Below are 12428 nucleotides of genomic sequence, written 5' to 3'. Positions count from 1 at the left end.
GATTAAAAATGTAAGTTTAAACCCAACAGAAAGGTACGCTGACTCGGATAAGAGCCATCGTCTATACCGTAGGCCGTTTGTCCGCCCGGCTCATCGTCATTATCGCTTGAAATGCCAATTTCCGGATCGACACCCGAATATTTGGTGATGGCAAACAGGTTTGCACCTGAAAGATAGACCCTTAACCTATTGATACCCAGCTTATGTAATTTACCTGGGGCTAAGGTATAGCCGATCTGCACATTTTTTAACCGCAGGTAAGCACCCTTTTCGACGAAGTAGGAGTTGGGAACGCTGTTGGTACTGAACGACTGTGCGGTTTCCTGAATCGGGGCTTTTGCATTTATACGTGCAGGTGTCCAGGAATCATAAAGTGCGGTACGGCTCTTTGCCCCGTCAAATGAAGGCATAAAGTCTGTCCACCACTTCACCTGGTTCCAGATTGAGTTCCCCTGAACGCCATAAAAGAAGGCACTGAAATCAAAGGCTTTGTAACTCAGGCCCAGGTTAAGACCATAGCTGAAATCGGGGTTTGCATTGCCTAAAAAGGTACGGTCGTCGGCCGTAATCCTGCCATCCCCATTGATGTCGGCATATTTGAAACGGCCCAGTCCGATATCATTCTGATAAATTGCCGTCTGATCTCCACTGGCTACACGGGCGGCTGCATTGGCGGCTTCAATTTCTGCCTCTGAGTTCCAGAAACCAGCTACCTTATAGCCAAAGAATTCACTGACTGAACGTCCAACAGCATTCCGGATAATGTTACTGCCATCAAACCTGCGTGCATCGATCTCATAATATTTGGCATCAGCAGAAATTTTCTGGATTTCATTGCGGTAAGTGGTGATGGTGGCCGTAGCGTTCAGCTTAAGGTTCTTGCTCAGCATGGTATTTCCCGACAGGGAAATATCGAAGCCATCATTTTTCATCTGGCCAATGTTTACAAAGGGTACCGTTGCTGCACCTACGGTGCCTATCATTTCAGGATTGTACAACAGATCACGGATGTTTTTGCGGTAATAATCTGCCGATATTTCGAGTTTCCCGCCCCATAATGTGGCATCAAACCCGATATTGGCATTGATGTTTTTCTCCCATTTTGCCCCCGGATTTCCAATCTGGTTCTGGTAAAAACCTGCCAGGATATTGTTACCGCCGTTTATGGCATAGTACGACTGACCTATTGCGCTGCCGAAGGTGCTAAAGGAATTTCCACCGCTTACATTCAGCTGGTTCCCCATAATGCCCCATCCCCCCCGCAGCTTCAGGTCGGTAATCCAGGTAGCGCTGCTTAAAAAACGTTCTTTCGAAATCCGCCAGCCTGCGCTTACAGCCGGGAACCAGCCGTATATATTTTCCAGGAACTTGGAGGACCCGTCTCTCCTGATGGTAGCACCCAAAAGGTACTTCTCGTCAAAGCTGTAATCAACCCTCCCGATGAGCGAAAAAAGGGCATCAGCGGTTCTCGAGCTGGATGTTTCCATCGGACCGCTACCAGTTGAAAGATTGGTGTAATCCGGATCAAATGAAAAATAGCCCTTGTTACTGCCCGTCATAGTGCGGTACCTGTTTTTGAAATATTCTGTTCCGGCAAGCACTTTTAAACTATGTTTATCAAAGATTTTATTGAACGACAGGGTATTTGTCCACACGTATTCCAAACCGTTGTAAGCAGTTTCGCTATAGCTGTTGTTGGTGTTGTTTTCTCCATTCTCATACTGTGGATACACAAAGGCATGCGATGAGCCGTAATAGGAATCTCCGCCAAAAGAAGTCCGCAAAGTAAAGGCACCAAAAAGGTCTGCCTCTGCAAAAACATTTCCGAAAAGCCTGTAATCTGAAGCCTTATCGTCTTTGGTACGGTATAACATCGCTACCGGATTGTAGGCATCGCCAAGCTGTCCTCCATATCCCCCTGCAAAATTTCCCATGATGTCATAAACAGGAATAATGGGTTGTTCGCGAAAGGCATGGCCTATGGCATTGTCTCCGCTTAAGCCACCAATCTGGGGGTTGTTGGTAATGGTATAAGCCAGGTTTTCTCCTATCCTGATGTGTTTACCGATGTTGTATTGCGTGTTTGAGCGTAGGGTATATCTTTTTAAATAGGTTTGGGCCAGGGTACCCTGCTGGTTAAAATAGTTTGCCGAAAAAAGATAATTGCCCTGCTCTGAGCCTCCGCTCACTGAAATGTTCTGACTGTTCATGGGCGCCGGGCTAAAAATCTCCTCATACCAGTTGGTCCCAGTTTTATTTGCCCTGTTAATCCTGCGAAAGTTATTGTACTCATTTACCGAAGTAAACAGCGGTTTCACGTAGTAGTTGGCAGGGTTTACCTCCGGATCTCCTTCTTTGGCTTTTAAAGGATAGATGTAATCGGGTAAAACATAAGTTGGCCCGTTTCCGTATAAAGGATCGTCAAATTCATGTGCACCGGAGTTGGTTTCGGCAAGCCTTTTCAGATCGGCCATTTCCTGTGGCGACAGGATGTCCCATACATTTCCTTTTCTGGGACGCTGCGTACCGTAATAGGTATCGTATTTTACGCTTACTTTTTCTTTTCCCTTACGGGTGGTGATGACGATAACGCCATTCGCAGCCCTGGAACCGTAAATTGAAGCTGCACCGGCATCCTTAAGGACCTGCAGAGATTCAATGTCATTCGGGTTGATATCGGCAACGTTCATGGTAGGCACACCATCCACCACATACAGCGGATTGTTGTTGCCAAATGTATTTACCCCCCGTATGCGTACCTGGGGTTCTTCGCCCGGCTGTCCGGACCCTAGAATGGTAACACCAGAGGCCTGTCCCTGCAGCAGGTTATTGACGGAGGCACTGGGCTGTTTTATCATTTCAGAAACGTTGACCACAGAAACTGCACCGGTAAGGTCTTTTTTCTTTTGAGTGGCATAGCCCATCACCACAACTTCTCCTAAAGAGGTTTCATCCTCTGTAAGCTGCACATTTAATGTACCTTGCCCTTTTACCGGTATTTCCTTTCTGATAAAACCGATATAGGAAAAAATCAGGATGGCCTCTGCATCAGGCACCTCTATCGCGTAATTTCCATTGGCATCGGTTATGGTTACCGCTGTCCCATTCTTTACCTTTACGCTTACACCGGGCAGGCTTAGCCCCTTAGCGGTACTTACTTTTCCCTTAACCGGAAAGCGGAGCCGGCTACCATCGGATGTATTGCTCCTTTTTGAGGTCTTATCAGACAGGATGATCCGGTTGTCGATTACCTTGTAAAATATATTCAGTGGGTTTAAGGTTTCATCAAGGAAATCTCCGAGACGCTTTTTGATATAGTTGGCCGAGGTCTTCCGGTCGGCCCCGATAACTGTAGGGCTATAGATGAATTTAACTTTGGTCTGGTTTTGAACCTCTTTTAATATCTCCGTAATTTTGCCATCCTGAATACGGATGGATATTTCCCTGTCCAATACCTCCTGGGCTTTGGTTTCTTTTGCCAGGGCATTGCATGCAAACAGGATTACCAGAAATATTTGGGCTATAGATATTCTCATTGCTGTTTTTATTAAAGCAACAAATCGCTTTTTTTTCATAACTTTAGAAGTTTTGTTCGTTAATGTGAGATTTTTCGTACAGAATTCTTTAACTGGCAATGTCCCGCAACATTGTCAGTTTTTTTGTTTTGGTCAGTAAGTTTTTTTTCTTTTCATTGGCTGGTCTGGTTAGGTTTTTAGAATTGGTTGATGGTATTTATTCCTTTGAGGAGATCATGATTTTAGTTCCTTTCGGCTTATAGCTGGCACCAATAGATTCGCACAGAAAATCCAACTGGCGGTAAAGGTTTTGTTCCGACAGATCGCCCGTAAATGTATAAGTGTACAATTGTTTGTCTTCTACTATAAATTCAATACCATATGATTTCTGCAGCTGGGTCAACACGGTTGCAACCGGGGTATCGTTAAAGAGGTAATTTTCTTTTACCGGGGCCTTACTACCTTTCAGCTCAATCGGCTCGGGGTGGTCAACCAGGCTTGTTGCAAAGGTATTTTTGCTGGCATTGTATACTGTTTTCTGGTTTGGCGTAAGTATCACCCCATTCCGGGATTTCAACAGCGCTTTTAGATTAACATTGCCCGAATTGGGCGAAACAACCACTTTCCCGGTTTTAACAATCACTTCTGTTTCGTTTTTACCGTGATTTGTTTTTACGGTAAAGCTGGTTCCTACCACCCTGGTAATTACATTTTTATTGTACACCAGAAATGGCCTCAGTGGATTTTTGCTGATCTCAAAAAAACCTTCTCCTTCCAGCGCAACTTCCCGCAAAGCTGCAGAGAAATGTGAAGGGTACTTCAATACAGCTTTTGGCTGAAGGATAACCGAACTACCATCTTCCAGTTTAATCGTAACAGGTTTATCTCCGGTATTTGCATATTTCATGGTGCCATTGGAAACATTGGAAACCACAAATTCCGGCTTACGGCTCTTATTCCCGAAGAACAGATAGCCGGCACTGAGCAGCAAACCTGCCAGTACTGCGGCCGCAGAAAATCTAAGTAGCTGTTTAAGCCTGTAGTTGGGCTTGCTTGCTGGTTGTGCAGGTTCCTGCCTGGCCGGAATGGCCGCTTCATGGATTTTATCCCAGAGCTTTTCCTCCAGCCCGGTTATTTCCTCCGCAGCAAGATCCTGCTTGTCCAGCATTCCATACCATTTTTCAACAATTTCTTTCTCTTCCGGAGTACAGCTGTTATTCAGGTATTTTTCCAATAACAAATGAAATGCTTCTCTGCTCATCTTTATAGCTTTTAAACTATATGTAAGCTAAGCCGCCGCTATCCCTAAAAAAATAAAATATTTTTAAAAAAAGATCAGAAAGGCTGCCATCAGGGCCAGGTATTCTTTAAGGTACAGCCGTATGGATTTGAGCGATTGCGTGATGTGGTATTCCACAGCTTTTTCGGAAATGTTCAGTTTTTTTGAAATGTCTTTTACCGATTGGTGTTCAATCCTGCTCATTCTGAAAACCTCAGCAGTTTTTTTTGGCAACAAGGCAATTCCCCTGGCCAGGGCATCAGAGAGTTCATTCAGCATCAGCAGGTAATCGGTATTGTTGACCAGGCTGTTATTGCCGGATTCTTCGACATAGCTGAGGTAACTTTGCTGTACCATTAAAGATTTATAATGATTGATGATACTAAATTTTAAGCTGCCAAACAGATAAGCACTCAATGAATTGATGCTGAGGCTTTCCCTTCTCCGCCACAGGTCAACAAACAGGTTTTGCGTTAACTCTTCGGCGAACTCTTTATGGTAAATTTTCTTATAGGCCGACTGGTAAACCTGTTTCCAATAACGCAGATAGAGCTCTTTAAATGCATGCTCATTGCTTTCTTTTAAAAGAACAACGAGTTCATCATCAGATAAGAGCCTGTAATTCATGAATTTAATGTCTGGTTAAGACAAATTTAGCAATATATTCGAAAGTTGGGCAACAAAAAAAGCCGTATTTGATAGTTACCTATCAAATACGGCTTGAATAAGATTTTTTATAAAGCTTCCACCTTATCCAATAACTCCTGCGCCAATTTTTGGATTTTAGAAGTCTCTGCATCCGCCAGTGCGCGTGATTTTTTTGCCGCCGTCAAAGCCTCGGGTTTCTTTTTCATGGCCAGACATACCCAGGCAAAAGTAGACTGGATACTGTATTCTTCCGGGTTGAGCTCAACTGCTCTTTTTGCCATCAGGTAAGCCTGCTGCATAATTGCAGCTGAAACCTGGTCATTCTGACTTTTTCCTCCAGAGGCCCTTCTGGCCAGAAAGCTCAGTTTTTCTGCTTCATCTTTCAACTCATTTGTTAAAGCTGAACTGGTTAACCTGACATAGTCATCCGTTCTTCCCGCACTAAGGTAATAATCGGCTTCCAGCATTACCCCTTGTTTTCTGCGGTCAATTCTATCTGATTTCTTAAAATAAGCCAGCTTGTCCATAAAAGCCTGCTCGTTATTGCGCATTAAACCATACATGGTATAAGTAACCAAACGGTCTTTTAGCTGATCACGTTCTTCGGCTGTACTCCATTTGTTGTAAGCATTTTCATTGGCCATAAAATGGGATCCAAGTTTATCGCTTTCGTATCTTGCCAGCGTTTTGATCACTTTCCAGCCCAGTTCGGTATTCAATTCCGTTGTCTTGATTCCGCTCACGATATCCCTGCCTATCTTTTCAGCATTTGACCTGTCGGATTTATTCAAAACCAGGTAATAATCCAGCAGGAAAGGAAGGTCACGTGTACCCTCCTCATATCTTTTGTTTAAGTAGGAAAGGTTCTTTTTCGGGTCTGCGGCTTTTTTTCCTTCTTCTAAAAACTCTTGTATGGGCATCCTTGATCCGGTTCTGTGTACAACTTCTCCATTACCATTGATAAACAAAAAGGTAGGGAACGATTGTACACTGTACTTTTTACGCAGTTCTATCCCTTCGCCCTTTTCCATATCAATTTTAGCATTGATAAAATTCTGGTTGTAGAATGCAGCAACTTTTGCATCGGTAAATGCATTCTGGTCCATCCATTTACATGGCCCGCACCAATCCGTATAACAATCTACAAATATCAGTTTGCCTGTTTTTGCAGCGGCTTCGGTAGTTTCTTTCCAGGTCCTGGTCTGGTTAAATTTGATCCCTTCCTGCGCATTTACTTTAAATGCAACCAGGATCAATAGCAATAAACTTAATTTTCTCATGTGTAATCCCATTATTTTTTTATCCTTAGGGTTTAGTTACTTTTTTAACTGGTCTTGTCGAAATAAAAGCGGTATCATCTGATCGCTCTGCCACTACATAATAACCGTGAAAACTTGGATTGCTGTGGTAGTCGTAAGTATAAAACTTTTTACCGTTTTGGTTTACCACAGTGGAAGACAGGTGGTAAGAACCTGCAGAATTTGCTGTTTCTAAAACTGTACCGTATTTAGCTAAAGTGGCATTCACAATGGCTAAATTTGCGTCCGCCAGCTTCAGTTCATCTACAGCAGGTAAATACCAGCCCGCTGTTGTGCCCGGGCTTGCTTTATACTCGTAGGCATACATAAATGCACTGGTAGCTGCAGTCAGCCCCAGGTTGAGCGTTTTGTTGCGTGCTACCAAAGCAAGGGTATTTCCATAACCATCATTATAATCAGGCGTAAAGAAAGTAGTACCAACAGGCCCGAATTTCCTGGTCACGTTTTCTAAAGCAATAATTTTCGCTTCTTTAATGTTGGCCGGATTTACCCAGAACACAACACCGGTTGGCTTGTAGGCAGCATCGTAAACCACGTCTCCTACTTCATAATAGGTTTTAGGTGCAGTTAAAGTATAAGGAAGGGTAATCTCGGCAGAAGTACCGTTTCGTTCTACTTTTAATTTAATATTCCCTTTTCTGTTGATGGTGGTGGATCCAAAGAAATCATTGGGTGCCTTTACGCTAAGTATTTTGTTGCTATAGGTTACCGTCCAATCTGAAGGTGCGGAGACCACGCTTACCGTAGCGCCTTCAGTATGCCGGATCTCCGAACTAAAAGTCTGGCCTTCCTGCGCGTCAAATCTTTTGACTTGAGAGGATAAATACAGACCTGACGAAACCTTATTTTTAGGATGGGCATTCATAAACTCCCACATCAAAGGCATAATGTAAAACCAATTCACACCATGTCCCTCATCTACGATGGAATAGAATTCAATATCGGCTTTGCCACCTCCCCATTTTGTGGTCAGATAAGATTTATAGTTATCGATCTTTAAGGTATCACTGTTCATCGCGTCCGAAACGAAATACCCGCCAATGGTATTGGCCCAGGCTTTTATATTATCCAAAGCTGCAGTATATACAACGGTAGCATCGGTCGTCCCATTAAAAGCCCTGATCGGTACTGCTCTCGATGGAACATCCGAAGCAGACAATTTCATTTGTCCGGAAACCGGCACCGCTGCTGCAAATACTTCAGAACGATAAGAGGCCAATACAAAAGAAAAAATTGCCCCACTGGAATGGCCACAGGTATAGATCCTGTTTACATCGGCAACAGGTGTATGCGTTTTGAAATAATCGACCATGGCATCCACAAATGGCAGATGATAAGCTGAATTCTGCCAGTTTACAGCCGCCCCTGTATCTTCTCCTGCCGGGAAAACAACGATACAGTTTTCTTTGATCGCCAGTTGCGAAAGCGGATGATTCATTGAGATGCCTTGTAAAGGGTCTACCCCTGCACTATAGCTCCCATGAAAGTTAAAAATCAAAGAAATCGGTTTCGATTTATTGATAGAAACCGGCATAAAATACGTAAACCTTCTATCTGATTCTACGCCATTAGTGGTAAGTTTTAACTTGATCTGGTGGAGGCCAGGCAGCAATATGCCTTCGGTCTCGCCCGGTTGTTCACCGTCTACTTCATAACCATCTACCTTTACCTCTTTCTTCTCTTGTGTAAGGTAGCTGCTCTTATCCTCTACACAGGAAGCGAGGAAAAGAAGTGACAGCAATAGCATTGAAAAATATATTTTCATAACTTTCTATCTTTATTTTTAATTAAATATTGTCCAGTTCTATCACTCCGCCATTGGCTTTACCATCTCTCCAATGGGTTTGATATTTGATTTTGACATCAACAGGTATTCCGGATACGCCCACATATTTCTCCTTTAATGTCAATCCCAGTCCTGCTTTGTCCAAACTAAACACCAATACATCTCCTTTATTCTCCTGGCCATTGCCTTCCTTATCTGCCCCATATCGGGACACCCCTATAATTAAACTTTTTTCAGTCCTGGAAACGGTCATACTGGTAATCACCGCATCAGCAGAATAGCCCAAAGACGTTAAAGACAGTACGGCATGACTTTCATTAGGCACACTATTGGAAGTAATATCAAGTATATTGTATTTGTACAATTTATTACCGGATGTAAAAAACAGATAGGGAGAAGTTTTCAGATTGTAAAACTTACTCTTATCGTTGGCCACTCCGCCAGCTACTTCTCCGGTAAGTGAATACTTATTCCCTACTTTACCCAATAGTAAAAAACGAAGTGCATTAGCCGAAGTCTTTAATACTGCGAAAGAAGTTCCGGACTGACTGGTAGCGGATCCATAAACCAATTCATGCCCCGGGAAAGCTTTTACATCCGTAGTCGGGATCGTATAACTCGTGCCGTAACTGGAATAGGCGAAGCGACCAAACACCCTGTCAAACACTATAAAATTGCCTAGAGTATAACCATGCTGGAAAAGCGTTCCATTGGGTGTAGGAGCCATGGTATCATAATAACCAAAAGCAGAAAAATAACCCGTCTGCCCGTACACGCTCTTACGGTTATAAACGAAGGAACTGCTAAATGGAGGAGGCGCTAAAGCTGCGAAATAGAGCGCACCACCTGAGACCAACTGAAATTCTACATTTTGGTGAAAGTTACTTCCATAAGGATTATTTCTCCAAAGTGAAATACCCTGGGCCATAAATTCAGGCTTATACCCTTCTATATTAGGAGGCGGATAAGATGCTGTTCCTGTAAAGGCGGTACCCTCCAGGTACGGGACAACATTCCGTTCCAGACTGCCCTTATCAATCAGGGCTATTTTGTTATCTGCCAAAACCATCACCCGTCCGTATCTGTTCGCAAAGGGCTCAATTGCAGCCAGCGCGGTACCTGTTGGCTCCACCATCAACATATCCAGCCGCTCAGGATTTATACCCAGAGGGGTCCCGAACCGGGGTTCATAATAATTGATGGCCCAATTGGCTGGTTTATCCAAACGAAGATAGGACAGTTCGGCCTTTCCATTGGACTTACTCAATACCATAATCAGGTTCCCGGCGGTAGACGAGGAGACATTCAGGTCAAATCTGAAATACTTTTTGACCTTTGTTACTTTATCTTCCACAATAAAGCGGGAGATCTTATTACCAGGCACCATATCTACCCGGATCTTCAAATTTAAACTGGTGGAAACGATCGTATTACTAATGTCCCAGCTATAATTGAACTTGCTGGTATCACTGTATATTGTACCGGTAACTTTAGGCTCGATTTTTAAGCTATCGTCCATATCGCGTGCGTAATTCTTATCGATTCCTTCAATTGTGACCTCATTTATATCCCGATAATCCGCCTGGTCAGTACCTAGATCTTTGGAACAGGCGCTCAGGAAAAATACGGCAAGAACCAGTAGTATTATATTGCATCTTTTCATTACTTGATCTTTTAAATTAACAATTATGGTTTGGGAACTATTCTGTCGATGTATATCCGGCCTCCGGTTTCATCATCAAAGGTGGGAACAGCGCTCAGGTAACTGGCCAATCCCTGAAAATAGGACCTGCCCTGGTTATTGTAATCAAATTCGCACTTTTGCGGATCAGAGAATTTCTGATTGAAAGAAATCAGGATTTTCCATTTCTTAGGATGGTAAAACTGGAGGGTACTGCGGCCTGGATCTTTCCACCAAATGGGTTCAGACAAATAATTATTAATGTATAGTTTAGTTCTTAAACCATCTTTCATACCCAGATTAAAATCTGCTGTAGGAACCATTTCCAGCATCAAACGTTTATCTTCCGGGTTCGAAAAACTACTGCTCAGGGCCTTTCTTTTCACCACTATCTTCAAGGTATCTTTCATTCTGCCCGCTCTGAAAATCTGTGTGGCCGAAATAGGCTCATAATGTACCCCTTCTACCGCTGTGGTAGAATCCGCAACAATCCGCACCTGATAGTTGCGATCCAGGTTGGAAACGTTGCCTAAAAACTCAACAACAATTCTGGCGGTATCACGTTCAACAGTTTCTTCCTTCATACCAAAAGAATAGGTAATTCTGTCAGAATAGGTCCGTCTGGTTACTTTGTCACTCCCCGTGACCTCATTAAAGTATTTAAACTGAATCCTGGCTTTTTCATCATAAAAATTATCAATATCCTGATTACAGGACGTAAGTATTACCAGGAATACCAACATTGATTTTAACTTAAATATATCTTTCATCTCACCTTTATTTTAATTACGGTTACCTGTTTCAATCTCCTTTAATGGCATCGGGAAGACAAAAATCTTATCACTTGGAGGTACCATGCCAACAGTTCCACTGCTGGTCTGGATGCCCAGATTTAGTCGTTTATAAGCATACCATAATTGTCCTTCGCCTACAAACTCTCTTTTAACCTCCTGCATGATGTAATCCATGGTCAGGTAAGTCCAGTGAGAATTGTTCCGGATCCTGTGATCCCTCAATGTATTGATATAGGTTTGTGCAGCCTGATCATCTTTTCCTAAATAGCATTCCGCCAGAATTAAATACATTTCAGAGAGTTTAATCATCGGCATCTTTGGAAAGAATTTATCTTTGTTAGCTACATTGTATTTTACAAAGCTCCCGTTCACCGTAGAGAACCACTTGATGTAGCGGATATCATCATTATTGCCTTCATATGTTGTTGAAATGTTTACAAAAGGTAAATAGGCAAACCGGGTAGCGTTTCCGGTTACTTCCGGATAATGCAGGCCAATCGTATAATCAGAAAGGTTTTTATTCCTTAGCGAAAAAATATGTTCGTCTGAAAAAAGCATATCAATTTCCGTTTCAGGTTTATCTGCGTTCGCAAAATCCAGCAGCCTGAATCGCTGGGAGTCAATCACTTCTTTTGCATATTTAATGGCGCTTGTTTTATCGCCACGCATTAAAGCCACACGGGCTAATAAAGCCTTAACCCCATACATGTTCATTCGGGCAACATACTTGTCGGCCATGTTTTTACTCGCCATTTCGTAAGGCTTTACCGAGGTAATGGGGTCTTTAGCCAGCAATGTTTCGGCTTCTTTGAGGTCATCAACTACCAGCTGAACATTTTCTTCCACGGTATATACCGGGGGAAGCGATACACCAAACTGCAGGTTATAAGGTATTCCAGCAGCTTTGGGCGACTTTTTTACATCCGGACAAAACATGCGGATCAAATCGAAATGCAGGTAGGCACGCAGCGCATAGGCCTCGCCTAAAACCTGATTTTTAGCTGATGCATCAAGGACCTTATTGTCTTTTCCAGCCCACTTGATAATATTATTGGCACCGCTTATGGCTGCATACAATCCTCTCCAGATTGCTAAAATCCGGCTTTGAGATCCTGCGTCTTCGTAATCATATTTTTTCAACTTTTCATAGTCAGCAGCTATGCCGTCGTAACTATAGTACTGAGCCAATACATCAATATCTTCCATGGTCAGCTTCTGTCCATACAATGCCGGAGATGCCATTGTACTATAAACGCCAGCAAGTGCTTCCTGGTAGCCTTGAGGGGTACTGAAAAGCTTCTCCTCGGTCACTTTATCTGCCAGATCTACATCCAGCCACTTGTTACAGGAGCTGAACAGGAAAACCGAGCATATCATCATAAAAAACTTTATTTTCATATCAATAT

General features: G+C 43.0%; 8 protein-coding genes. All 8 read right to left on the bottom strand.

Annotation, left to right across the window (positions count from 1 at the left end; genetic code table 11):
* Positions 1-2: 2 nt before the first annotated feature.
* Positions 3-3536, bottom strand: a complete 3534-nt coding sequence (locus ABIE26_RS01965) for a SusC/RagA family TonB-linked outer membrane protein (protein WP_310140633.1) — start codon at positions 3534-3536, stop codon at positions 3-5.
* 196 nt (positions 3537-3732) lie between these two features.
* On the bottom strand, positions 3733-4776 hold the full coding sequence (locus tag ABIE26_RS01960) for a FecR family protein (RefSeq protein WP_310140635.1): 1044 nt from the start codon (positions 4774-4776) through the stop codon (positions 3733-3735).
* Positions 4777-4839: 63 nt separating this feature from the next.
* Entirely contained in the window at positions 4840-5421 is a 582-nt protein-coding gene (locus tag ABIE26_RS01955) for a sigma-70 family RNA polymerase sigma factor (RefSeq protein ID WP_310140637.1), read from the bottom strand.
* 107 nt (positions 5422-5528) lie between these two features.
* On the bottom strand, positions 5529-6722 hold the full coding sequence (locus ABIE26_RS01950; RefSeq protein ID WP_310140639.1) for a thioredoxin family protein: 1194 nt from the start codon (positions 6720-6722) through the stop codon (positions 5529-5531).
* Between the two features lie 25 nt (positions 6723-6747).
* Positions 6748-8526 carry an alpha/beta hydrolase family esterase gene (locus ABIE26_RS01945; protein WP_310140641.1) on the bottom strand — a complete coding sequence of 593 codons (1779 nt, stop codon included), beginning with the start codon at positions 8524-8526 and terminating at the stop codon, positions 6748-6750.
* Between the two features lie 22 nt (positions 8527-8548).
* Entirely contained in the window at positions 8549-10210 is a 1662-nt protein-coding gene (locus ABIE26_RS01940; protein ID WP_310140644.1) for a PKD-like family lipoprotein, read from the bottom strand.
* A 23-nt stretch (positions 10211-10233) separates the two neighbouring features.
* Positions 10234-10998 (bottom strand): DUF4843 domain-containing protein, encoded by a 765-nt coding sequence (locus ABIE26_RS01935; RefSeq protein WP_310140647.1) that lies wholly within the window; start codon positions 10996-10998, stop codon positions 10234-10236.
* A 12-nt stretch (positions 10999-11010) separates the two neighbouring features.
* Complete coding sequence (locus tag ABIE26_RS01930) at positions 11011-12420, bottom strand: RagB/SusD family nutrient uptake outer membrane protein (RefSeq protein ID WP_310140649.1); 1410 nt, start codon at positions 12418-12420, stop codon at positions 11011-11013.
* Positions 12421-12428 lie beyond the last annotated feature (8 nt).

The sequence above is a fragment of the Pedobacter africanus genome (genome assembly GCF_040548825.1).
Lineage (GTDB): Bacteria > Bacteroidota > Bacteroidia > Sphingobacteriales > Sphingobacteriaceae > Pedobacter > Pedobacter africanus_A.
This window is presented reverse-complemented; position numbering and strand designations above follow the sequence as displayed.

Excerpts from the sequence above, each read along its gene's own strand:
- ABIE26_RS01940 (WP_310140644.1), bottom strand. The coding sequence starts at position 10,210 with ATGAAAAGATGCAATATAATACTACTGGTTCTTGCCGTATTTTTCCTG.
- ABIE26_RS01945 (WP_310140641.1), bottom strand. The coding sequence starts at position 8,526 with ATGAAAATATATTTTTCAATGCTATTGCTGTCACTTCTTTTCCTCGCT.
- ABIE26_RS01960 (WP_310140635.1), bottom strand. The coding sequence starts at position 4,776 with ATGAGCAGAGAAGCATTTCATTTGTTATTGGAAAAATACCTGAATAAC.
- ABIE26_RS01955 (WP_310140637.1), bottom strand. The coding sequence starts at position 5,421 with ATGAATTACAGGCTCTTATCTGATGATGAACTCGTTGTTCTTTTAAAA.
- ABIE26_RS01930 (WP_310140649.1), bottom strand. The coding sequence starts at position 12,420 with ATGAAAATAAAGTTTTTTATGATGATATGCTCGGTTTTCCTGTTCAGC.
- ABIE26_RS01950 (WP_310140639.1), bottom strand. The coding sequence starts at position 6,722 with ATGAGAAAATTAAGTTTATTGCTATTGATCCTGGTTGCATTTAAAGTA.
- ABIE26_RS01965 (WP_310140633.1), bottom strand. The coding sequence starts at position 3,536 with ATGAGAATATCTATAGCCCAAATATTTCTGGTAATCCTGTTTGCATGC.
- ABIE26_RS01935 (WP_310140647.1), bottom strand. The coding sequence starts at position 10,998 with ATGAAAGATATATTTAAGTTAAAATCAATGTTGGTATTCCTGGTAATA.